Annotated in this window: 20 protein-coding genes and 2 pseudogenes; 11 read left to right on the top strand and 11 right to left on the bottom strand. The window is 68.1% G+C overall.

From position 1 onward, the window contains the following. Window positions 1-300: 300 nt before the first annotated feature. Window positions 301-1041: a DUF4230 domain-containing protein gene (locus ACWCP8_RS06445; protein WP_451114531.1), complete on the top strand. Its 741-nt coding sequence runs from the start codon at window positions 301-303 to the stop codon at window positions 1039-1041. Window positions 1042-1234: 193 nt separating this feature from the next. Here ACWCP8_RS06445 and ACWCP8_RS06440 read toward each other — a convergent pair whose 3' ends face one another. Further along, on the bottom strand, window positions 1235-1606 hold the full coding sequence (locus ACWCP8_RS06440) for a VOC family protein (protein ID WP_352268581.1): 372 nt from the start codon (window positions 1604-1606) through the stop codon (window positions 1235-1237). Window positions 1607-1642: 36 nt separating this feature from the next. Beyond that, window positions 1643-3229, bottom strand: coding sequence for an ABC transporter substrate-binding protein (locus tag ACWCP8_RS06435; RefSeq protein WP_352268580.1), 1587 nt, complete (start codon window positions 3227-3229; stop codon window positions 1643-1645). A 1201-nt stretch (window positions 3230-4430) separates the two neighbouring features. Here ACWCP8_RS06435 and ACWCP8_RS06430 point away from each other — a divergent pair. Beyond that, the gene (locus ACWCP8_RS06430; protein WP_451114528.1) at window positions 4431-4730 is read left to right on the top strand and encodes a hypothetical protein; all 300 of its coding nucleotides are present in this window, start codon (window positions 4431-4433) and stop codon (window positions 4728-4730) included. Between the two features lie 495 nt (window positions 4731-5225). Continuing rightward, window positions 5226-5705 (top strand): annotated as a pseudogene (locus ACWCP8_RS06425) (TerD family protein); the annotation flags it as partial. Between the two features lie 224 nt (window positions 5706-5929). On the opposite strand, the gene ACWCP8_RS06420 reads toward ACWCP8_RS06425, so the two are convergent. Then, complete coding sequence (locus tag ACWCP8_RS06420) at window positions 5930-6913, bottom strand: S41 family peptidase (RefSeq protein ID WP_451114526.1); 984 nt, start codon at window positions 6911-6913, stop codon at window positions 5930-5932. Between the two features lie 443 nt (window positions 6914-7356). Beyond that, entirely contained in the window at window positions 7357-8823 is a 1467-nt protein-coding gene (locus tag ACWCP8_RS06415; RefSeq protein ID WP_451114524.1) for an FG-GAP-like repeat-containing protein, read from the bottom strand. A gap of 325 nt (window positions 8824-9148) precedes the next feature. Here ACWCP8_RS06415 and ACWCP8_RS06410 point away from each other — a divergent pair, with 325 nt between their 5' ends. Beyond that, on the top strand, window positions 9149-9508 hold the full coding sequence (locus ACWCP8_RS06410) for a hypothetical protein (RefSeq protein WP_352268575.1): 360 nt from the start codon (window positions 9149-9151) through the stop codon (window positions 9506-9508). Here ACWCP8_RS06410 and ACWCP8_RS06405 read toward each other — a convergent pair. Next, window positions 9492-9638, bottom strand: a complete 147-nt coding sequence (locus ACWCP8_RS06405; protein WP_352268574.1) for a hypothetical protein — start codon at window positions 9636-9638, stop codon at window positions 9492-9494. The two genes, ACWCP8_RS06410 and ACWCP8_RS06405, sit on opposite strands and share 17 nt — an antisense overlap. A 251-nt stretch (window positions 9639-9889) precedes the next feature. Here ACWCP8_RS06405 and ACWCP8_RS06400 point away from each other — a divergent pair, with 251 nt between their 5' ends. Together ACWCP8_RS06400 and ACWCP8_RS06395 are read left to right on the top strand one after the other, a co-directional pair. Next, window positions 9890-10330 carry a hypothetical protein gene (locus ACWCP8_RS06400; RefSeq protein ID WP_352268573.1) on the top strand — a complete coding sequence of 147 codons (441 nt, stop codon included), beginning with the start codon at window positions 9890-9892 and terminating at the stop codon, window positions 10328-10330. A 393-nt stretch (window positions 10331-10723) separates the two neighbouring features. Next, the gene (locus ACWCP8_RS06395; RefSeq protein WP_356006751.1) at window positions 10724-12226 is read left to right on the top strand and encodes an esterase; all 1503 of its coding nucleotides are present in this window, start codon (window positions 10724-10726) and stop codon (window positions 12224-12226) included. A 144-nt stretch (window positions 12227-12370) separates the two neighbouring features. Here the strand turns inward: ACWCP8_RS06395 and ACWCP8_RS06390 are convergent, their stop codons facing one another. The 4 genes from ACWCP8_RS06390 to ACWCP8_RS06375 all read right to left on the bottom strand — a co-directional run bounded on the left by ACWCP8_RS06390 (window position 12371) and on the right by ACWCP8_RS06375 (window position 15927). Then, window positions 12371-12997, bottom strand: coding sequence for a DUF4328 domain-containing protein (locus ACWCP8_RS06390; protein ID WP_451114521.1), 627 nt, complete (start codon window positions 12995-12997; stop codon window positions 12371-12373). Window positions 12998-13209: 212 nt separating this feature from the next. After that, window positions 13210-13626, bottom strand: a complete 417-nt coding sequence (locus ACWCP8_RS06385) for a hypothetical protein (RefSeq protein ID WP_356006749.1) — start codon at window positions 13624-13626, stop codon at window positions 13210-13212. A 452-nt stretch (window positions 13627-14078) separates the two neighbouring features. Beyond that, window positions 14079-14909: an ammonia-dependent NAD(+) synthetase gene (gene nadE / locus ACWCP8_RS06380; RefSeq protein WP_451114519.1), complete on the bottom strand. Its 831-nt coding sequence runs from the start codon at window positions 14907-14909 to the stop codon at window positions 14079-14081. Window positions 14910-15147: 238 nt separating this feature from the next. Continuing rightward, window positions 15148-15927 carry an SDR family NAD(P)-dependent oxidoreductase gene (locus tag ACWCP8_RS06375; RefSeq protein ID WP_352268566.1) on the bottom strand — a complete coding sequence of 260 codons (780 nt, stop codon included), beginning with the start codon at window positions 15925-15927 and terminating at the stop codon, window positions 15148-15150. A 377-nt stretch (window positions 15928-16304) separates the two neighbouring features. Here ACWCP8_RS06375 and ACWCP8_RS06370 point away from each other — a divergent pair, with 377 nt between their 5' ends. Both ACWCP8_RS06370 and ACWCP8_RS06365 read left to right on the top strand, forming a co-directional pair. Continuing rightward, window positions 16305-17291, top strand: coding sequence for a class I SAM-dependent methyltransferase (locus ACWCP8_RS06370; protein WP_355996391.1), 987 nt, complete (start codon window positions 16305-16307; stop codon window positions 17289-17291). Window positions 17292-17342: 51 nt separating this feature from the next. After that, window positions 17343-17631 (top strand): annotated as a pseudogene (locus ACWCP8_RS06365) (DUF6191 domain-containing protein); the annotation flags it as partial. Here ACWCP8_RS06365 and ACWCP8_RS06360 read toward each other — a convergent pair. Then, on the bottom strand, window positions 17628-18065 hold the full coding sequence (locus ACWCP8_RS06360; protein WP_352268689.1) for an Lrp/AsnC family transcriptional regulator: 438 nt from the start codon (window positions 18063-18065) through the stop codon (window positions 17628-17630). The pseudogene ACWCP8_RS06365 and the gene ACWCP8_RS06360 overlap by 4 nt on opposite strands. Before the next feature lie 85 nt (window positions 18066-18150). On the opposite strand from ACWCP8_RS06360, the gene ACWCP8_RS06355 reads away from it, so the two are divergent. The 3 genes from ACWCP8_RS06355 to ACWCP8_RS06345 all read left to right on the top strand — a co-directional run bounded on the left by ACWCP8_RS06355 (window position 18151) and on the right by ACWCP8_RS06345 (window position 21230). Next, on the top strand, window positions 18151-19059 hold the full coding sequence (locus ACWCP8_RS06355; RefSeq protein WP_451114516.1) for an SMP-30/gluconolactonase/LRE family protein: 909 nt from the start codon (window positions 18151-18153) through the stop codon (window positions 19057-19059). 377 nt (window positions 19060-19436) lie between these two features. Continuing rightward, entirely contained in the window at window positions 19437-20531 is a 1095-nt protein-coding gene (locus ACWCP8_RS06350) for a hypothetical protein (protein ID WP_451114514.1), read from the top strand. A 381-nt stretch (window positions 20532-20912) separates the two neighbouring features. After that, window positions 20913-21230: an antibiotic biosynthesis monooxygenase family protein gene (locus ACWCP8_RS06345; protein ID WP_352268560.1), complete on the top strand. Its 318-nt coding sequence runs from the start codon at window positions 20913-20915 to the stop codon at window positions 21228-21230. Window positions 21231-21385: 155 nt separating this feature from the next. Here ACWCP8_RS06345 and ACWCP8_RS06340 read toward each other — a convergent pair whose 3' ends face one another. Continuing rightward, window positions 21386-22057: an alpha/beta fold hydrolase gene (locus tag ACWCP8_RS06340; RefSeq protein ID WP_451114512.1), complete on the bottom strand. Its 672-nt coding sequence runs from the start codon at window positions 22055-22057 to the stop codon at window positions 21386-21388.

The following is a 22057-nucleotide window of genomic DNA, read 5'->3' as shown; positions in this document are numbered from 1 at the left end:
GAAGGACGGCGTCCCACAGACCCCGTCGACGGGGTCTGTGGGACCGTCGCGGCCGCCGGACCCGCCGGGGTGGCGGCTATCAGGCATGCCGAGGCGGCCCGCAGCAGAGCGTCCGGGCCGGTCGGGCTGCGCCAACTCCCGCCCGAACCAGCAATCAGGTGTGGGCACTTCCCGAATGATCAGCGGCCCGAGCCGGGACAGTTGAGCCGTCGGCACCGGCGTCTGCTTCGGGATACCGGATCTGACTGATTGTGACCGGTCAACCTGATTGGAAGGTGGCGATCGGGTCACACGGATGCCATGACGTCCACTGACGCAAGAAAGGCCGGCAAGCAACTCGGGAGTTCCGAACGCCTTGAATCGCCCGGGAAGTCGGGAGAGAGTGAACCCCGCCCCGGCCGCCCCCGGTGGTGGGTGAAAGCGGTCGTGCTCGGCGCGGCCGCACTCGCTCTGCTGCTCGTGGGCACCCGCCTCAGCGTGCTTCCCGGCATCGGCGACCTCTTCGGCGAAAAGACACAGGACCGCTCGGGACCAGCAGTGCTGAAGTCGATTCAGGACATGAGCTCGTACGAGGCGGCCTCCGGCAACTTCCAGGTCGTCGTGGATCTGGAGAAGGATGCGAAGTTCCTGCCGGATGCCATCCGCGGCACCCGCACCCTGTATGTCGGTGCCGGCACCGTCGGTGCGTCCGTCGACCTCGGGAAGGTGGCGAGTGACGGTGTGGTGATCAACAAGGAGCGCACCACCGCCGAAATCCGGCTTCCGCATGCCGTACTGGGCAAACCGGCACTCGACCCGGACCGCTCCTACGCCGTCTCCAAGCAACGCGGGTTCCTCGATCGAATCGGCGACTTCTTCTCGGACAACCCCGGCAGTGAGCAGGCGGTCAACAAACTCGCCGCCCGGCACATCGGCGAGGCTGCCAAGGACAGCGGCCTGACCGGCCGCGCCGAGAAGAACACCACGAACATGCTCAAGGGCCTGCTCGGCTCGCTGGGGTTCGACCGGGTCACCGTGCATTACGGCCCGGCATCCCAGTAGTTCAGCGGCATCGCATCCGAGTTGCGCCCGGCACGGGCGCGCCGAGAAGGCAACGAGCTCCGAGCCGCCGGTATTTGCGGCGTCGGGGCATCCGGCACACGATCCCGGAGAACACCGACACAGCCGGGCCGCCCGCCTGCGCAATGGCTCACGCGGCGGACGGTCACCCGGCTTCGATGACGATCGTTACGTCCTAGCCGATGAGGGTCTCCTTCGGGCGGACTACGCAGAACTCGTTCCCCTCCGGATCGGCCAGCACGGTCCACGACTCGCTGCCGCTCTGCCCGACGTCCGCCCTGCGGGCGCCGAGTGCGAGGATGCGCTCGATCTCGGCCTCCCGGTCCTCCGCGGCGGACGTCAGATCGAGATGCAGACGGTTCTTGACGACCTTACGGTCCGTCACGGGCATGAAGCAGATGCCCACCGGTGCGGTCTCGTCCGGCCCGATCACGACCTCCCGCTCCCGCTCGGACAGGATCCGCCAACCCAGCACCTCAGCCCAGAACCGGGCCAGAGCGGGCAGGTCGTGGGCGTCGATGACGATGTGATGCAGCGAGACAGGCATGTCGGCCAGTGTGCCCGGCGATTGCCCGGGCAGACCCTAGTACTTGCTGATCTCCCAGAACCGGAAGACGGTCGAGGCGTCCAGGGTCCACTCGAGGCCGGAGATGTTGTCGTGCGCCACCGCGTACTGCTTGCCCTGCCACAGCGGCAGGATCGGCAGGTCCTGCGCCACGTCGTCCTGGAGCTCGCCGAAGTCCTTCTCGGTGGAGCCCCGTTCGGCCTGGGCGGCGGTGTCGGGGATGATCCGGCGAGTGATGTCGTCGTTCACGTAGCTGTTCTGCAGGACGTTGTCCTTGCCGAAGAACGGCTGGGTGAAGTTGTCCGGGTCGGGGTAGTCCGGGACCCAGCCCTTCACGTAGACGCCGAGCTCGCCGGCCGCGATCCGCTTCTCGTACTGGTCGAAGGGCAGGGACTTGACCTCCGCGTCGAACAGTCCGCTCGCGTTGAGCTGCTTGGCGATCGCCCGGAACGCGTCGTCGGTGGCGGGGCCGTAGCGGCTCGGTGTGGACCACAGCGTGAGCTTCACCTTGTCGGTGATGTCTGCGGTACGCAGTGCCTCTTCGGCCTTGGCCGGCTGCGGGCTGCCGCCGTACATGTCGAAGTACGCGGTGTTGTGGGCCGTGATGCCGGCGGGGACGATCGAGTACAGCGGGGTGGCCGTGGAGTGGTAGACCTCGCTGACGAGAGCGTCACGATTCACCAGGTACGCGATGGCCTTGCGTACGGGGAGCTGTCCGACCACCGGATCCTTCATGTTGAAGACCAGGTGCTGCACCTCGGCGCTGGTGCCTTCGACGACGTCGATGCCCTTGTCGGCCGCGGCGGCGGATTCCTCCAGTCGGGAGATGTCCCGCGCGGTCAGACCACGGTAGGCGACATCGATGTCCCCCTTCTCCAGCGCGGACGCCAGCTTCTTCTGGTCGCCCCGGAAGAAGTCGAGGGTGACGCCCGAGTTCTTCACCCGTGCGGTGCCCTGGTAGCCGGAGTTCACCGTGAAGACGGCCTTCGACTTGTCGAGGGACTTCAGCTTGTAGGGCCCCGACCCGACGGCCTTGCCGTCCTTGCGCAGGCTGTTCGCCGGGTACTCGCTGTGGTCCACGATGGAGCCGGCGCCCGAGGCGATCTTGCTGGGGAAGGTGGCGTCAGGAACCTTGAGCTGGAAGACGACCGTTCGCGCGTCCGGAGTGGTGATCTTCGCGATCGTGGAGAGCAGCGGCGCGGGGCCGGCGGGGTCGTCGATCCTGATCGCCCGCTCGAAGGAGTACTTGACGTCCTCGGAGGTGAGGCTGTGGCCGTTGCTGAAGGTCAGACCGCCACGGAGCGTACACCGGTAGGTCCTGTTGCCGTCCTCGAACGAGCAGGACTTCGCCGCTTCCGGCCGGGGGGTCGAGCTCCCTCGGGGAAAGCTGAGCAGGGACTGGAAGACATTGTTGAACAGCAGCCAGGACCCAGGGTCGTAGCCCGAGGCCGGATCCGCGGCCAGGACGTCGTCCGACATGCCCACCACGATCGACTTGCCGGACTCGGCTGCGCCTCCTTCGGTCTGAAGGCTGCAGCTGCTCAGCAGGGCCGCCGCGAGACCGGCCCCGACGGGAGCGCTTGTCCACCGCTTGCGTATGTTCACAGAACTGCCTCGTGTTTTCTGTCGGCCGCGCGGGGTGTCCCACACGGCCGGGATTGATCAGGAACCATCGGTTGCGGACCTGGTGGGTCCGTTCGGGGATGGCGCAGCCGCTGCCCCACCGCCTGAGCCAGGTCCGGATGGACCGGGAGCTGTAGCCTTTGCCGCCCAAGACACGGTCAGGCCGGACCCGTGGTTGTCCGGGCCGGTCCGGGGCATCCGAATCTCCTCCATCACAGCGGTGCACCGGGGCGGTCGTTGCTGTTCCCAGCCTCCGTCCGCGGTCCCCATCCGGAAGCGGGGAGGCTCCGCGCATCCGGACCGGGGAAGCGAGCGCTTTCACCCTGATCATAATGGCGGGCGGCAGCCCCTCTTTGCGCCCCCAGCAGTTGGTGGTGTACGAAGGGGGTTTTTGTCCACGCGCTCCGTCAGTGTCGTGACCACCGGTAGCGATCGCCGGAACGCTCCGAGAACGCGATGCGTCCGGGAGGTTGCAGGGCGTGGTGTGGGGCGACCGCACTTCGATCCAAAATCGCTGATATCGCCACATTTCAAAAGCAGGTGGGGTCTCCTGGTGGGATGATGGCTGCGTTTCTCCGACTGGGGCACCCACGCGCCTACTGAAGTCGAAAGTCAACCTGTACGCGGCGATCCGCAGTGACCACCGTGCCGGTCTGTCCCTGCACGCTCTGGAGCGCACGTACGGGATGACATGACGGACCGTCCGCAGCGCCCTCGACCCGAACGCATGGACGCCGGCTGCGCAACCTGGCCTCCGATCACTGGGCAGGACACCGGAGGATCCGTATGTTGGCGCCATGGCGGATGAGGAAGAGCCGAGACTCTTTGTGAACCGCCGGGGCGAGACGTCGACCCGGCTCCCGCGGGACGCGAGTCCTACCGGGACCACTGCACGTGCTTCGACCAAGCCAAGCCGCACCCGCGGGCCCGCGTCGGCTTCCGTACCGAACGCCAAGGCACCTCGGCCCCGGGGCGGCTGCACCTGCCGGAGCTGATCGATGAGGCCGCGGACGACGAGCATGAGGAGTTCCGGCCGCCGGTAGACGTCAGTCCTCAGGAACGGCGGGAGGTGATCACACTTCCGCCGAGCGCTAAGGGCACCGGCGCCTGCCGGGGACAGCGGTGCCTCGCACAGATCTGACACAGTTCACCGTTCGCGTACTCGTGAGCAGGAGGAGGCACCATGGAATGGATCGTTGGATCCGGGATGATCCTGGGCGTTCTGGCGATCGCCCTGGGGACTGCGTCGATACGCACGGGGTGGACGTTGCCGTGGGCGCGCCGCCGCGTCACCCGACCGCGGATCTACGGACTTGGGGCACTGCTGGTGGGCACGAACTGCGTGGTGCAGGGCCTGTTCTACTTCCGAATAGCACCGAGCCCGCCCTGGGAGATCCGCTTCTTCAGCACGACCGCGCTGACGCTCTGCGGACTGATCCTCATGGGAGTGGGGCAGATGCTGCCGTTTCGCCGTAGAAGCTGACCGATCGACGGCCACCTGCTGTGGATGGCGATCGCGGACCGCCCACCCAAGCCCGTGCAGGCCGCCCGACTGACCGGCCGGCATGTCGGCCCGGTACTTCATCCTGCCTGCGATGTGGGACGTAGCGGCTGAGCTCGCCCACCTCCACCTGATCGCCGAGGGGTGGGCCCGCCCGGACCTCTCCTGGTCAGGACAACCAGGACTCGCTCTGCTCGAGGATCGGGAGCAACGGACGGGCGCCGCGATCGACGCGGCCGCCGACGATCCGGCACCACGACCTTGCGGGTCCTGCACACCTGGGTCAACCACGTCACGACCTGACTAGCCGCCGACCCTTCAATGACGCGCCCTGGCCGCGCCGCCGGCCGCCCTGCGTGCGAGCGCATCGCCCTGGCCGGCCGCCTGGTCGTGGCCCCGTGCGCGAGCGGAGAACAGGACGGGCGGCTCTTCGGCGAGGCGCCCAAATCGGCTGCGGGGGTGCGGGGGTGCGGGCAGTTCAAGAGCGATCGGGAACGCGAAATGCGAGCCACATCGGTCCTGCTGTCCGTGATGGCTCAGGTGCCGGAGTTCGGCCGCCGTCTCACTGCCGCGTTCGGAGCGTCAACCGGGCGTATGGAGACGTTCACGGAGGTCTCACTGCCGCACGGTGACTCCCCCAGACGCCCGGACGGTGTTATCCGCGTCGAGCGAGCCGGCAAGCTGTGGACTGCGCTGGTCGAGACGAAGACGAACGGCAACTCGCTCAAGCCGGATCAGGTACAGGCATACATGGATATCGCCGCCCGGCGTGGCTACGAGACCGTGATTACCTTGTCCAACGACGTCGCTCTGGAGGGTAGCCCGCTGGTCGACATCAAGGTCGACGGTCGGCGCAAGCACAAAGTCGCCCTCTGGCACCTGTCCTGGGCCGAAGTGGCACATCAGGCACAGATGCTGATCCGCTTTCCATGCCGCCCTGCCGCTGATCGCGCTTGGAGAAGAACTCCGCCATGTCGCGTGCGACGCTGATCTCGGACTCCTCGACTCGGCGTCACGCTGCCGCAAGAAGGCTCGGGGCTCGTTCGGGGCTTCGTCCCACCACTACTGACCAGGCGGCGCAAGCCCACTCACCGGGTAGGCGGCGTTCCAGGTCCACATTGCTTCTCCCGAGATCCAGCAGTGCGGTCAGCGCATCGGTGTGAAGCGATGTTGGAAGGGGCTCACTGACGGCAGTCCGGATGGCTGCTGAGCCATCGGGTGGCAGCTATCAGGACCTGGTCGCCGTGGGAGGAGAGGTTTCGCGCGTCGTCGTGGATTTCTCGGTCGGGGGCTATGGGGCCGTTGTAGACACGTCCGGTGCGGTCGGCTTCCCTGGCCTGGGTCAGGAAGATCGCCGCGCCGTCGGAGAGGCGGTGATACGCGTTGGCGGTGGGAGCGCCTGAGGTGGGTTCGCCGAAGCTGCGCGTGTCGGGGCGTCCCCGGAATGCGATCGTCACGGCCTCGGCTGCGCTTCTGGTTGTGCGGCCGGTCAGTACGGCAACGGGCGGCATCGGGCGGGACAGGGGCTGTGCGGGGCCCCAGTCGTCCAGGTACTGGCGTGGAGTTCCGTTCTTGACCGTCCAGACGGTCTTCTTTCCGTCTGCTTCGACGAACGCGCCGGTGTTGCCGTCTCCGAGGATGGGCCCCACCGCGGCGAGCGGGCCCCACATGGTTCCGCCCCAGTTGCTGCGCAGGTCGATGACCCAGCCGCAGGCGCCCTGCCCGTCGTTCTTGCTGACAACAGCGCGCGCCTGCCGGACGTAGTTATCGGCGGCCTCGTCGTTCGGGACCGGCGGAAGGGCAAGGTAGCCGACGTCATCGGTCAGCATCCTCCCTTCGGGAGGCACGACGTCTTCCGCCGACGCGCTCAACGTCTCTCTGGTTTGGTCCGGGTCCATGAACTGGCTGTGCTGATCCTCCAAGTCGCGCAACGCCTGCCTGACCGCCCCGTACGTTTCCGCCGGTGTCTGCGCCGTCCCGGCCTGGTCGAACGCCCCCCGCCGTACTGCGGCCCAGTCCACCTCCGCTGACAGCAGAGAGTTCCTCTCCATGATGTCCAACGCCTTGGTGAGATACTTCCGGGCCTTGGGCGACATCGCCTCTCCCGGGGAGGACGCTTCGGCGGTGCATCCGGTGGTCACCACCAGCGCGGCCGACACCGCCATGAGACGACACCACACCATCGTCTGCTTCCTCGTGGCCCGCATCGGCGATGCTCTCCCTATCTGTTGCTGTGGAGCTCGCGCGGTAACACTAATGCGTACGGCTCCGTATCACCGGGTTGCAGAAGCCGACTGCGAGCTGGGCGTATGTGTCACCACACCGCAGATGCGCCGGCGCCAGGAGAGCCCGACGTCCGGCGGGCAGCTTGCCCCGGCGGGTGCGTATTTGTCATCGACGGGAGGTCAACTCCCTTGAGTGCAGCCATGGGCCACAGAGGGACACGTCGATGGCACGCGGGTAGAGCGGCGTTGCTCTTGGTGGACAACCTGTCCACCAAGAGCTTCATTACGTCTCCAGCCACGGCCGACGCTGCACGTTCGGTCCGGGTTCGAGACGGTCACTCATCAGATCGTTGAGCCTGGGGGATCTTCCGTTCAGATGCTCATCAGATGTTCGGCCCGTTGTCGTTCGAGAGGTCCATGCCGAAGCGGGCGCCGGGCACCGGGGCGCCCAGGTCGACCGGGTTGAAGACGAACGCTCCTGTGGCGGTCAGGCCCGAGGAGGCGCCGCGCAGGGACCAGACCGCGCCGCCGTCCGCGACCGTGCCGAGGTCCTCGCCGGGGGCGCCGGCCGCGAGGTCCGCCTTCCCGTTGCCGTTGATGTCCAGCAGCCGGACCGCGCCGCCGAAGTGGTCGCCGGTCTCCGCGACGCCGGGGACGCCCGACGTGTTCTGGTGGAACGCCTGCGCGCCGGTGCCGCCCAGGCCGCCCGAGCCGCCCTTCAGCAGCACCACCGATCCTGCGGCCCTGGTCGTGCCGATGGCCTCGAAGGGAACGCCCACGGCGAGGTCGGCGTAACCGTCGCCGTTGACGTCGCCGGCGCTAAGTCGGGCGCCGAACTGGTCGCCCTTCTCACTGACTCCGGGCACGCCCGTGGTGTTCTGCGTGATGGTCTTCGTCCGGGTGGTGCTCGGGCCGGACGCCGAGCCGTAGTAGATCTTGACGCTGCCGGCGTCGTAGGGGAGATCCTCCGTGATGCCGTTCGGGATCACCCTGGTGGCGAGGTCGGCCTTGCCGTCCTTGTCGAAATCGCCGACCGCGGTGGCGGCGGCGGAGGGCAGCGGGGTGGAGTTCGCCGACAGGCCGTGCGCGGTGCCGAGCCACAGCTTGCCGCCTTCGGCGTGCTCCTCGTAAGCGTAGAAGGTGCACAGGTCGTCGATGCCATCGCCGTTGAAGTCGCCCGCCGCGGTGCTGATGATCGAATTGTCCGTGCTGAACATGGTCACCTGCTGCTCGCGGGCGGGCGCCCCGGCGCGGCTGAACGGCCCGTACATCACGCTGCGCAGGTCGTAGTCGTCGCTGTGCGACATCATCAGGTCCGTCTTGCCATCGCCGTCGAAGTCGCCGGCGCTGAGGTTCGCGCCGACGGTGGCGTCGGCGGGCGCCGGGATACGCACCGCACCCTGGCCCGTGACGCCGCCACTGCGGCCCCAGAGGACGATGACGGAGCCGGAGTTGTTCGTGGCCGCGAGCGCCTCGTTGGTCACCAGGGCGAGGTCGGTGAGGCCGTCACCGTCGAGGTCGCGGGCGAACATCCGGTAGCCGAAGCCGTGATCGTCACCAGAAGTGCCGGGCACGCCCGGGGTGTCCTGAGTGATGACTGTGGTGTGCGCCGTGCCGAGTCCCTGCGCGGAGCCGTAACTGATGGCGATGTAGCCCGCCCAGGAGTGGCCGTTGATGGTGGCGGCGGGGGCGGAGACCGCCAGGTCCTGGTAGCCGTCGCCGTTGAAGTCCTCGCGTGCGGTGGCAGCGGCCGGGCCCGCCGTGGTACCCGCGGGCGCCGCGCCGGCCGTACCACCCGAAAGCGCCGTGGCCGCGCAGACGGCGGCTGAGACCAAGGTGCGAATACCCACAATTCCTCCATGAATCGCGTACGGAGAGCCAAGGGGGGCGCGATGCGTGAGGGCTCGACTGTGAGACACACGTGGCGCGTGGATGGTTGCCCGGTGAATAGGAAGTGAATGCGGCTGACGGGGCGGGGGCGAGGCTGAGCGATGCTTCCGCGGGTCGCAGCCGGTCGCTGTGCCCCCTGCTCAGACCTCCGAAGCCCCCCGACGAAACCTGAGGCCAACAGCCCGAACCGCGGCTGCGGACGCCTGCGCCGGCGCCGTCACCGATGCCCTGACCAATCCGGACCCCTCGCACGGCTTCACCCGCCATATCGAAGCCGTCTGTGCCATGCAGGCATCCGGCCGAGGATTCGCCGACGTCCTGACCATGACCTTCCCCGCCGCCAGAGCCCTCGAAGCCCGTCGCACCGAGGCGTGGAACGGGTTCCTCGAACTCATCGCCCGCGCCGAGAACACCGATCACCTGCGGGGCGACTTCACCTCAGAGGGCCTCGTCATCATTCTCACTGCCGACGTCGGTGTCATTGCCGCCACGGGGGACGCCGCCCCGGACGCCTGGCGCCGCCCGGTCGGCCAGATGCTCCGGGCGTACGCCACCCAGGGCACCCACGTCCCGCCGCCGCGAGGCAGGCAGGAATCTCCCTGCTTCAGACGGGAGGGCACTCCAATCGTCACGAATTCTCGGTGAAGCGGACCGACCAGGCGTAGCCACTCAAGCTGTCGTAGGGAACCCGCCGGACTTCCATGACCTGGCAACCGTCATGGGCATACTTGCGGGCGAACCGGTCGAGGCGCTGCGCGTCGGTGAGATCCTCCATGGACAGCGGTGCTCCGACGACGAGGTCTTCGTGAAGAACGGGGTCGGTCGCGGCATCGTCCGAGCAGGCCGAGCAAAGATGCGTTTTAGGTAGGGGCATACCACCAGTGTCCTCCAACCTGGATGCCCCGACGTACACAGCACGAACGGCCACGCCACAAGGCGCCCGGGTTCACCGGGCGAGGCGGCTTGTCAGTGGCTGTTGCTAGGTTCCGCTGCACTGTCGGAAGTGGATGCAGAGGCGGGGCTGTCGTGGGTGCGTCGGGGTGGGAGTACTACGTTCCTTATCAGGAGGATCTCGGAGCGGCGTTGGATGCCCTGAGACAGGAAGTCTTCGAGGCACAGGACTACTACTGGGATCCCTGGAACGAAGACGACGCTGCCGAGGCCAGGGCCCGACCGTCGACGATTCACCAGCTGTGGGAAGACGAGCAGGTTCAGGAAGAGGGGACGCACTCGATCCTGGACATGGAAAGGATCTTGCGACCGGGTGAGGATCCTGACTATGGCACCGTGCAGCCCGTTCAGCCCGTCGAGGCCTACCGGACGGCCGGGACCGACCGCCTCACGCGGGCGCACGTGCAGGCCATAGAACCGCTTGCAGATCGACGTTGGTTCGGCAGATGCGCGGTCCTGCACGACGCCCATGGCAGGCCGGAGGAAATCTACTTCTGGGGCTTCTCCGGCGACTGAAAGGGACTTGCGAGCCGGCGCTCGAGAAACCACCTCACTCGACGGCCCACCCGCTGAGGTGCCCTTTCGCCTCCGTGACGAACTGGGACCGCCCTGCATCGGACGACCATCCGACGCGGCGTACAACCCTGGATGAACCTCGGATGTCTTCCAGGTGAGTGCAATACGGGCATTGCCCTTACCGCACTACCCCACGGGGAGGCCGCACATGATCCCACGCCGTTCTGCGACGGGCGCGGCGGCGTTGCCCGGCACTCCCGGGCACCTGCACCGGTCTGTGCTTCGGCGTCTCGCTGGGGAACCGGCCATGCACCTCCGCCGACCACGCCCACGCACAATCCACCGCGGCTGAGCAGGACGCCGTAGGCAACCCAGGAGACCAAGGAGGTTCTTGTGCGTCACATCAAAAGCGCAGCCCTTGCGGCCGCGGCACTCCTCACCCTCGGTGGCGGCGCCGTGTTCGCGGCCCCCGCCGCAGCGGCCGCAGTGCCCTTTCCGTCCATCGGCTGGCAGCAGCGCAATTGCGACTACGACGGCAACGGTTTCGACGACGTGCTGATCGGCGCCCCGGGCGCCACGGTGAGCGGCGCCACGGGCGCCGGTTACGTCACCGTGCAGTACAGCTCGTCGAGCGGTCTCAGCACCACCAAGAAGAGCGTCCTTCACCAGAACACCTCGGGCGTCCCGGGCGGTGCCGAGGCCGGCGACGGCTTCGGGAAGGCCGTGGCCTCCGGCGACCTGGACAACGACGGCTACGACGACGCGATCGTCGGTATCCCCGGCGAGGACCTGGCCGGGCTGTCCGACGCGGGCGGCGCCATCGTCTTCTGGGGCTCGCCGACCGGGCTGCACGGGGCCGACAGCACCTGGCTGGAGAACCCCGACCAGCTGCGGGCCGGCGCGAACTTCGGGCGGGCGATCGAAGCGGCCCGGTACTTCGCCCCGGACCCGGCGGACCCGAACGCCCATCCGCGCGACTCGATCGCCATATTGGAGGACGACGCGCTGCTGTTCTTCACCGCCCCGCCAGGCGCGACGGCGCAGCAGCTGAAGGTGTCGGACCGCAGCATGCGGGCGCGGGACTTCGCACCGCTGGACACCGACTTCGAGTTCCGCAACCTCAGCCACGGCAACTACAACGAGGACCCCTGGGCCGACCTGGCGATCTCCGGGGTCACCAAAGGTGACCAGCCGGGCATCGGCTCGGTGCAGGTGCTGCACGGCGCGCCGGACATCGCCGACCTCGGTGACGGCGGCACGTTCGGGGGCGGGCCGGCCATCGTCTCCGGCGACTGGGACGGCACCGGCCAGGACGACCTCATCATCGGCGACACGGGCGTGGGCTCGCCGCTGGGCGGCGGCATCTCCGTCTATCTGGGTAGGGGCGACCTGTCCGGCCTCGAACCGGAGGAGGTGCAGACGTGGACCCAGGACTCTCCCGGCGTTCCCGGCGTCGCTGAGGCGGGCGACCAGTGGGGCGCCGAGCTGTCGGCCGGCGACACCGACGGCGACGGCCACCCGGACCTCGCGATCGGCGCTCCCGGCGAGGACATCGGCACCGCGGCCAACGCGGGCGCGGTGTGGGTGATGCGCGGCGCGCCGTTCGGCCTCACCGACGTCGGTGTGAAGAGCTTCGACCAGAACCACCCCGACATCCCCGGCGGGGCGGAGGCCTCGGACGCCTGGGGCGGCCAGGTGCGGCTGGTCGACGCCAATAAGGACGGCCTCTTCGGCCTGCTGGCGGCGGCACCGGGCGAGAACACCAACGACGGCTTCGTATGGGTCATTCCTGCGTCGTCGTCGGGGCTGGTCGCCAAAGGCACGTGGACCTACGACGGGGCACGCCTTGGGGCGCCGGTGGCCAATGCACAATTCGGGGCGGCGATCGACGAGTAGCGGAAGCGTCGAGGAGGGCTGGGAATTCACCGGAATCAGTGGAACTCACCGGTCCCGTACAACCCTGGGGTCAGGTCACAAACGTGGCCTCCGGTCGCCGAACGTGGCGTTGTGTCCGTGACGAATCGGGCACAACGCCAGGACTCAACCGTGGAGACGCGCCCTCTGCATCGCGGCAAGCCGCCGCACCACACCGATACACAGCACTCCTGCGACGATATACAGCGCGGCCCCGGCCATCTCTGTTGGCAGTGGGCCCCGGGAGGGGGAGGGGTAGGCGAGAAGTTGCGCCGCCACGAAGAGCAGCCACCACGACGTCAGCAGCACATCGGTGCGCCGCGGCCGGTCGGGCGGAGAGCTGGCGGCCCAGATGTCATTGATGATCCGCTTGGGCAGGAAGAAGCAGGCGACCGGCACCAGCCACCCGCCTGTGGTCCAGCCCCGTTTCATCCGGTGTCCGCGGGGCGCCAGCGCCTCGGCGTTCACCCGCATCTGCCACAGCCAGCGCAGGAAGACGAATCCGGTGACCAGGAAGGCGAGCAGCCTCATGCCGGTGAGGTTGCCGACCCATATCTCCCTCTGGAAGGCGGCATACGAGCCGTCAGCCGCGCGATAAAGTCGCAGTTGAGCGATGAGCAATGCGGCATTCACCAGTACGCAGACCCCGAGCGCGGCCATGACCACGGTCGTCATCGCCCTCGGTACGAAGAGCGGCTCGCGCTCGGTCGATGGCACGGGCGGGGATATGGCGATGGCGTCGTCGTGACTCACAGGGACGCAACCTAATGCCGCGCTCGGCATCCGGTCCAGCTTGGACGCCCCCCTGGTCACAGGCCTGGCGCTTCCCTCCAGACGGGTGTCGGAGTGACCGGCGGACGGGCGGCACTGTCCCGGCTGCCGCGTCGAACTCGCCCGCCGGTCCAAGTCCTGCATCGCCGGGATGATGCGCCGCTACCGGGTGAGCCGCAGTTGGTTCCTGCGGATCAGTGGGTTTCCCCGTATGCGGCCGCCATGAGGGCTCGCAGGAGGAGCCGGAACTCGGTGTCGTCGACAGCGTGGATGACGCGCTGCAGTTGGATGGGGGCGCGCCCTACGAGGGACGCGGCGAACTCCAGCACGGCCACTTCGCTGCTCGATGCCTTGCGTGCCGGGGATCTGTCGGCGAGCAGGAGCAGTCCCACAGCGTTCCAGTCGATGGAAGGGTGCGGTCCGGCATGTTCGAGGAGCGGTTGGCCGGCCGCGTCCGCGAGTTCCTGGTCCTCGAAGAAACGCCGGAGCCAGTAGCCGTCGTGATGGGCACCGAGGAGGCGTGTCGCCGCCCTCATCTGTTCGCTGCTCACGCCCTGCAGCAGATCGTCGGCGAGCTCCTTGCCCGTGATGCCGCGGGTGGCCATGAGCATAGGCCGTCTCCGTTCCCTCGGTGGTCGGGGCCGGGTCGGCCCTGCTCCACTGTGCCTGGCCGGGTCCTCCCGCCCCGCCGTACACGCCGAACGATCGCCCGTGGCGTGCTTTTCCCCTGCACACATTGCTGTTCAGGACCCGGGCCGATGCGTTGGCGTCCGGATATCAGCACGCTCTTTCGAACGGTGTGCAGGCTGATGGGGTCAGCGCCGCAGAAACGTGCGAAGCGTTCCATCGGAGCCGACAACCGCAGTTCCCGAAGCGCGGCCTCCGCCTCCTGCTCGTTGAACAGCGCGCCGCCATGGGGGTCCAGCCGGGCAAGCTTGCCGGGAGCATGTCGGTCGAAAGGTCCCAGCGCCCGCACCAACGCTCCGCCGGGCTCGACAGAGAAAGATCTTTTGTCGGACAAGCCCCAATCAGGGGCGTTTTGCCCATGTTGCCTTCGCGGCTGTTAGGGGGCGACGGGCAGCTGGCGCTTGTGGTCGGTGAGCCGGTAGCGACGGACGATCGTTTCGAAGGCCCGCTCGTCCACCGGCTTGCCCTCCAAGAAGTCGTCGATGTCGTCGTAGGTGACCCCCAGCGCGTCCTCGTCGGCCTTGCCCGGGTCGAGGGTTTCCAGGTCGGCCGTCGGGGTCTTCCACACCAGCTCGGCGGGCGCGCCCAGCGCGTCCGCGACGGCGCGCACCCGGCGCTTGGTCAGGCCCGTCAACGGGACCAGGTCAGCGGCGCCGTCGCCGAACTTGGTGAAGAAGCCGGAGACCGCCTCGGCAGCGTGGTCGGTGCCGACGACCAGGCCGTCGTGCGCACCGGCCACCGCGTACTGGGCGATCATGCGCTGCCGGGCCTTGATGTTCCCGTGGACGAAGTCCTGGTGGTGGGCGTCGCGGTAGCTCACACCGGCGGCCAGCGAGGCCTCGAGCGCGGCGTCACTCGCGGGCTTGATGTCCACGGTCAGCACGTGGTCGGCCAGGATGAAGGAGAGCGCGAGCTGGGCGTCGTGCTCGTCGGCCTGGACCCCGTAGGGAAGCCGCATCGCGTAGAACCGCGCCTCGTGCCCGGCGGCCCGGGCCCGCTCGACGGCGAGCTGGCACAGCCGACCGGTGGTGGTGGAGTCGACGCCGCCGCTGATGCCGAGCACGAGGGAGCGCAGACCGGTGGAGGTCAGTCGCTCGGCGAGGAAGGCCACCCGGCGTTCGATCTCCTGCTCGGCCTCGAAAGTCTCGGCGACCTGGAGTCCCCGGGCGATCCCCTGCTGCAGGGCGATGGACGCCGGCTCGCTCACGTCTGCTCCTTGTTCCGGTTCACGGTGCGCTGTCGCGCCCACTTTACCGAGTAGGGCTTTGTTACGTGTCGGGGCCGGTTCGAGAGGTTCGCCGGGGAGGTGTTCGTGCCACGGGCGCGTGCGGATCAGCAGGTGAGGGTCGGTTGCATCTGCGGGATCTGCTGCTCGACGGGCGGCGGAAACGCGTACGACGACGAGATCGAGACGGCCACCGCGTACGTGCGGGACCTGGCGGGGCTCAGTGGACGGAGAACCCGCCGTCGACGAAGATGGCCTGCCCGGTGACGTAGCCGGAGGCGCGGCCGGCCAGGAACACCGCCGCTCCGGCGAAGTCCTCGGCCAGGCCGTTGCGCCCGACCATCGTGCGCGCGGCCAGCGCCGCCACCTTCTCCGGGTCGGACGACAACCGCGCATTGAGCGGGGTCATGACGAAGCCGGGCACCAGCGTGTTGCAGGTGACGCCGTGTGGCGACCACGCCTCGGCCTGGGAGCGGGCCAGCGACTCCAGCGCCCCCTTGGAGACCCCATAGGCACCGCTCTGGACGAACGCCCGGTGCGCCTGCTGGGAGGTGATGTGGATGATCCGCCCGAACCCCCGCTCCGCCATGCCGGGCCCGAACCGCCGGCCCAGCAAATAAGGCGCCTCCAGGTTCACTGCCATAGTGGCGTCCCACACCTCCTCACTCAGCTCGCCCATGGGCGGCCGCAGGTTGCTCCCGGCGCTGTTGACGAGAATGTCGGGCTCGCCGAACACCTCGGCTGCCTGCTCCGCTGCCGCGCGCACCCCGTCGCGGGTGCTCAGGTCGGCCCTCACCCAGGCCGCCCGGCAGCCGTCCGCCGCCAGCTCGTCGACCGTTGCGGCCAGTTCGGACTCCTTGCGCGCCACGATCACCACGCTCGCCCCCGCTCGCGCGAGAGCCCCGGCGATGGCTCGACCGATGCCGGAGCTGCCGCCCGTCACCACGGCGACCCGACCGTCCAGCGAGAACAGCTCGGAGAGATAGCTTTGCGAGATCATGCCCGCACCCTAAGGGCTGTCCCGTACTCCCTGGCGGGCGCACGACGACAGCGCCGCCCAGGACCTGGGCGTGCACCGGGGCCCGCCCCTGGTCGTGGTGGGCGAACTGGGACACGACAGGTAGTGCCTGGTCAGGAGCGGTGGGCTGCTTTTGCACGGCCTGCCGTGGTGAGCGAGTACGCCCTTCGCCACGCGGTCACTCGAAGCCGAGATCATCCGCGCTCGGATCCAGAAAAGGAACGTCGGCCCAACACTGTTCATCCGGAGTGTGGCGGCCGGGAAAATCCTCGAATCCATCTCCGGTTTTCGCGGACAGATCTCCGGCGTACGAAGTTAATATCGCGACCCGCCCATCCGACTGAAACCGCGAGGCACCCGTGGCGCCCCTCAGCAAGCTCTACCTCCAGCTCGACGACGTCGAACTTCCGGACGAGATCCCTTACTCCCAGGTGAGCGCATGGGAATTGCGCTTTCTCTACCTGTTGGGACGTCATCGGCTGACTGGAGAGGGCAAGGTGATCGAGCTCGGGTCGGGCGGCGGCGGATCGACGTATGCGTTCGCACTCGGTCTGAAGGAGAACCCGGACTTCGACAAGAGCACCAACAAGCTGCACGCGTACGACTTCTTCCGGGTCGGGAAGGGCACCTTCGCCTCCGAGAAATTCTTCTCGGCCGGGGTGGCGCCCGAGGACACCAACTCCTTCCTCGACGACTTCAAGGACAAGCTGAAGCCATTCATCGACTTCATCGAGCTGCACCCCGGCGACATCTGGCAGACCTCCGACCCCGAGGACCACAGCCCCATCGAGTTCCTGCACGTCGACATCGCCAAGACGGCGCGGGTCTTCCGCTGTGTGGCCGAGCGCTTCCTGCCCCGCCTGGAGCCAGGCTCCGTGCTGCTGCACCAGGACTTCGCCAGCCCCCGGCTGCCGTGGCTCCACTACAGCACCGGTCTGCTGCTGCCGTACATCGAGATCGCCGGGCCGCCCATCCGCTCCACCCTCGCCTTCGAGGTGGTCAAGCCGATCCCGCAGGACGTGCTGCGGGCCATAGCCGAGGACGCCTTCGACATCGACGAGAAGCTGAAGCTGATGTCGGATGTCCAAGACGTCGTCGACCGGGACTACACCGACGGGATCCCGTTCAAGGCCGTGATCGAACTCGCCAAGGCCTATGTCGCCCACTACGAGGGTGACCACCGCCGCGCCTGGAAGATAGCCAAGCCGCTGACCTCGAACGAGTACCTGAGCCGGACCCGCAAGGACCACTTTGCCCAGCTGGAGAAGGCGCTCAACGAGGCCAAGCCCAAAGGTGGATCCTCCCGTCTTGCCAGGCTGATGAAGAAGGTGACGCGCAAGGCTTAGCCGCCGGGTGGTGCCGGGGGCGCCGAAGCGCCCCCAGAGTGGTCCCGCCGGCTTCGCGCCGGGCGGGCCGGCGTTCTTCCGTGGCTGAACGGGGCACGTCGGAGCCAGATATCGGCAACCGGGTTCGGGCAGCTGCACGCGAGTCTTTCGCCGGTGAAGCAGAACGAACTGAAGGAGCGGCAGTCGGCACTCCTGATGCGGGATGACGAGAAGGACGGGGCACCGCCGAACCGGAAAGCCCTTGGACCTGGCAAGAGGGACCACAACCGTCCGGATGCCGCGGGCGACTCCGTACAGGCACTCCGACCAGCACAACGGAGAAGCGCTGCTCGGGTACTAACCGGCGTCCAACGGCCGTTCGAAGAAGGTCTCCAGAACCACCGTTGCCTGCGTCCCGCTGACCCCCTCGATCGCGTACAGGCGGCGCAGTACGTCCTGGAGCCGCTCGGTGGTCGCGGTGCGCACCTTCACCAGCACGGCCGCGCTGCCTGCGATGACGTGCGCCTCCTGGATCTCCGGCACTGCGGCGAACTCCTCGGCCCGGTCGCCCATCCACGCCGTCGAGTCGACCAGCACGAAGGCGAGGACTTCGCGATCGAGTGCCGCGGGGTCGACGTCGATCGTCGTGGCCCGGATGACCCCCTGTTCCCGCAGCTTGCGCACGCGCTCGTGCGCGGCTCCCGCCGACAGGCCGACCGCCCTCCCCAGTGCGGCATACGACTGGGTGGCGTCCTGCTGGAGCAGCGCAATCAGCTGACGGTCGATGCCATCCAGTGGTTTCATACGAATACCATACTTGGTTCGGTCATCTGCATGTTACGTTGAATCAGATTCTGGTCAATCCTGCTGGAAGGACGCCATGCCCGCCGACGGCCTGTACGAGATCCTGGACGATCGCTTCCGTACCGAACGCTGTGCGCACGGCGACAGCAGGCTGGAGGTCCTGCACGACGGCTGCCGCTGGGCCGAGGGTCCGCTTTACCTCCCCGCCTGGCGCCAGCTGATCTGGAGCGACATCCCGAACGACCGCATCCTGCGCTGGGACGAGGCCACCGGCACGGTCGGCGTCTTCCGCACCCCGGCCGGCCACAGCAACGGCAACACCCTCGACCGGCAGGGCCGCCTGGTCACCTGCGAGCAGGGCAACCGCCGCGTCACCCGCACCGAGCCCGACGGGACCGTGACCGTGCTCGCCGACCGGTACGCCGGCAAGCGGCTCAACAGCCCGAACGACTCCGTCGTACGCTCCGACGGCACGATCTGGTTCTCCGACCCGGACTTCGGCATCACCAGCGACTACGAGGGCCATCGCGCCGAGTCCGAGATCGGCGCGTGCAACGTGTACCGGATCGACCCCGCGACGGGGGACGTGCACCTCGCTGCCGACGGGTTCGCGGGACCCAACGGCGTCATCCTGTCCCCCGACGAGCAGCGACTGTACGTATCCGACTCGCGGACCGCCCGGATCCACATGTTCGACATCCGCGAGGACGGCACGCTCTCCGACGGGAAGGTCTTCGCCGAGGGCCGGGGCAACGTCCGCTTCGACAACATCCGCTTCGACGACGAGGGCCGCCTATGGGCCGCCGCCCTGGACGACAGCGTCCACTGCTACCACCCCGACGGCACCCTCATCGGCCGGCTGCGCGTGCCCGAGCCCGTCTCCAACATCGCCTTCGGCGGCCCGAAGAACAACCGCCTGTTCATCACGGCCACCACCTCCCTGTACTCGCTGGTGATGTCGGTGACCGGAGCGCCGCGCCTCTAGGCCGTTGCGCTGTCCATACGTCCCGCGGTCGAACCCGGGTGGTCTGCCGCTCTGTTGACCACACCGCTTGCGCTTGGTCCTGCGCTACGCCTGTCCGAGGTCAGCGACGGCTGGGGGCGGTACAAGGCCATCAGCCGTCCCGACGCAGCGACGAGGAGAGGGTTGTGGGGCGTCGCGCCACACAACACATCACGCCGCTCCCCAAGCCCGCCGCAGTCAAGGAACTATGAACGTTCCGGCTGCGCCGGCGGGGTTCCAAAGGCTGTTCATGCAGGGGGCTGGGGTTCGTGAGGGTGCGGCTGAGCCGTGTGATGATGCACGGACAACGACCGGCCCTGGGGAGGGACCGGACGCGCGGGAAGGGACGGGAGCACATCGTGGGCAAGGGCGGGGCGTCCATACCGGACGAGGAGTGGGAGCGCTTCCTGCGGGAGGCGGAGGCCGGGACCCAGGGCGCACCCGAGGAGCCGTCGGCGCGGGCCCGGATGGTGACGCGTCGGCTGCAGGAGGAGACCGGCCGACCGGAGGGATGGCGGACTCACCAACTGGCCCCGCGGCGCCGGGGCAAGGGCTGGTATGCGGTCGGTCTGCTGGTTACGGTCGGCTTGCTGATCGTGGCACTGGATCCGGGGCGGGTGGCTGAATGGTTCGGAGGCGGAGGCCGCGAGAGTGCGCCGCTCGCCGCGGAGTCCGAACGTCCGGATCAGCCGCCGGCGACGCAGGCTGCAATCCGACTGCCCACACTGGAGCAGCCGTTCAGGGGGTCGCCCGCGGTGCGGTGGGGCGACGGGACGTCAGGCATCCGCCTCCCTGCGGCACGGGCGACCGGCTGGATGAACAAGAAGCAGGTCGCGCAGGCGCTCGGCCGGACCCGGGACTTCCTTGCCGCGTCCAGTCTGGATCGTGGTGTGCTGCGCGGGGAGCGGCCGACGAAGGCGATCGCCCTGATCAACCCGCATCAGCAGGATGTCCAGGACTACCTGGCGACCGCGTTCAGCGCGCCCAGTCGGGAGAACGATCCTCTGCTGCTGTTCAGCCGTCTCGCGACAACGAAGGTGCGGCTTGTCGGCAATGTGGTCAAGACACGAGGACGGATCACCTACCGGGAAGGCAAGCGCGGTGCGGTCGAGGTGACCACCGATGTCACGTACGTCTACCCGGTCGTACGCGCTGCAGCGGGGAGCGACGAAGTCGCGCGCACCCTCGTGCGCCGCGAGGTCGTGATGAGCTGGGACAACCCGGCGAAGGTGGTCATCGAGCCGGGGACATTTTCCCTCGTCTCCTACAAGGTGGACACCACCAACGGCGGCTGCGACAGCTTCACCGGCTACCTCACCCCCGAGTTCAGCGCCGAGCGCGCGGCCAAGGACTCGGGAGACGGCCCCGAGGTCGACCCGTACGACCGGAGCACGTCGGTGGACGCGCTCATGCAGGAGGCCGGCGACAAGTGCAGGACCGCCACACGGTCGTGAGCGGCACTGGCTTATGCGTCCAAGAGGATCTCAGGACGGCGCGCTCGGACGAATCCCTCCGGAAGCCGACGTGGCACCCACTGCGCAGACATGCAGGGCCTGGGAGCAGACCGGGTGCGCGTACTCGGGTGGGCTCCTCACACGCTCCCCCGCTCACCCGTCATGCCCACTGACCACGCCCGCGTCGTGGGGGATGGCCGGGGCGGTCGTCGCCGTCCGACGGTTCCGCTGGGAGCCGCGGCCGGAGTGAGAGTCCGCCGGCCGACAAGGTCGGGGGCTGCCCTCCTCCCCGCCGCCGGAACCGGGGTGGCACGAGGTCAACACCTGACCACTCCGACCGACGTTCTTCGACACAGACCGGGCATGGGGCAGGATGTAGTCATGAGCGTCGTCAAGATCAACGTACTCACTGTCCCCGCCGAACAGCGCGAGACCCTGGAGAAGCGCTTTGCCTCCCGCGCCCACGCGGTCGAGAACTCGGACGGCTTCGAATGGTTCGAACTCCTCCGCCCTGTTGAAGGCACCGACGACTACCTGGTGTACACGCGGTGGCGCGACGAAGAGTCCTTCAAGGCGTGGGTGGAGGGCCCGATGAAGGAGGCGCATCAGGGGGGTGGCGATCGACCGAAGCCTGCCGCGAGTGGGTCGACGCTGTGGTCCTTCGACGTCGTGCAGCAGGCCGCGCCAGAAGGTAACTAGCTGCAAGCAGAATCGTAGGCCAGGGTGGCGCCTCGATCATCTGGGGCGAGCAGTGAGCGCAGGCCCGGATGATGCGGTGCCGCAGACCCACGCCTGCGGCGTGGAACGACGCCGCACCCGCTCCTGAGCTTGTGCACCTGAACAGAGCTCCCGACTCAGGACACCAGGAGCCGGGCGAGTTCGGTCGGCTTGCTGACCATCGGCCAGTGCCCTGAGTCGATGTCGACGAAGTCAAGGTGCTTGGCCTTGGCGAGCTCGGGTACGTCACCGGCGCCGATCCACTCCTGAGCCTCGGCGGGGGTGAATTCGGGGCACACGAGTACGACCGGGACGTCGAACCGTCGCTCGTCCACCAGACGCACCAGACCCTTGGTCACCGCTGCGGGGACGGGAACCGCAGCAGACGCGATGCTGCGCCTGGCCTCCTCATCGAGATCAGCAGAGTCCGGCCCCTCGAATGGGCCCCAGCCGGGGAAGGGCGTGACACCGTCCTTCGGCTCGAAGAAGTCGGCGTAGGGTTCCCCGTCGGCGACCGGGAAGCCGCCGATGAGGACGACTTTGGCCACCTTCTCCGGTCGCGCGTCTGCGGCCAGCCAAGCCAGGGTGCAGGCAGCGGAATGCCCCACCACCATGGGCTTCTCGGATGCTGCGTCCACGGCAGCGAGCACTGCCGTCACCTGGTCGTCGAGCGTGGCTGATGCAGATCCGTCACCCTGACCGGGGAGGGTGAGCGGCACGGGGCGGTGACCGAGTGCCTCGAGCGTGGGCACGACATCGTCCCATGCGGATCCGTCGAGCCACAGGCCGGCGATGAGCAGGATGTCCAC

The sequence above is a fragment of the Streptomyces sp. NPDC002206 genome, assembly GCF_053593595.1.
Note: the sequence above shows the minus strand (reverse complement) of the source record. Positions and strands in the feature narration are given on the sequence as shown.

Excerpts from the sequence above, each read along its gene's own strand:
- ACWCP8_RS06410 (WP_352268575.1), top strand. The coding sequence starts at position 9,149 with ATGCAGGCATCCGGCCGAGGATTCGCCGACGTCCTGACCATGACCTTC.
- ACWCP8_RS06345 (WP_352268560.1), top strand. The coding sequence starts at position 20,913 with ATGAGCGTCGTCAAGATCAACGTACTCACTGTCCCCGCCGAACAGCGC.
- ACWCP8_RS06445 (WP_451114531.1), top strand. The coding sequence starts at position 301 with ATGACGTCCACTGACGCAAGAAAGGCCGGCAAGCAACTCGGGAGTTCC.
- ACWCP8_RS06405 (WP_352268574.1), bottom strand. The coding sequence starts at position 9,638 with ATGGAGGATCTCACCGACGCGCAGCGCCTCGACCGGTTCGCCCGCAAG.
- ACWCP8_RS06440 (WP_352268581.1), bottom strand. The coding sequence starts at position 1,606 with ATGCCTGTCTCGCTGCATCACATCGTCATCGACGCCCACGACCTGCCC.
- ACWCP8_RS06355 (WP_451114516.1), top strand. The coding sequence starts at position 18,151 with ATGCCCGCCGACGGCCTGTACGAGATCCTGGACGATCGCTTCCGTACC.
- ACWCP8_RS06430 (WP_451114528.1), top strand. The coding sequence starts at position 4,431 with ATGGAATGGATCGTTGGATCCGGGATGATCCTGGGCGTTCTGGCGATC.
- ACWCP8_RS06385 (WP_356006749.1), bottom strand. The coding sequence starts at position 13,626 with ATGCTCATGGCCACCCGCGGCATCACGGGCAAGGAGCTCGCCGACGAT.
- ACWCP8_RS06375 (WP_352268566.1), bottom strand. The coding sequence starts at position 15,927 with ATGATCTCGCAAAGCTATCTCTCCGAGCTGTTCTCGCTGGACGGTCGG.
- ACWCP8_RS06420 (WP_451114526.1), bottom strand. The coding sequence starts at position 6,913 with ATGGCGGTGTCGGCCGCGCTGGTGGTGACCACCGGATGCACCGCCGAA.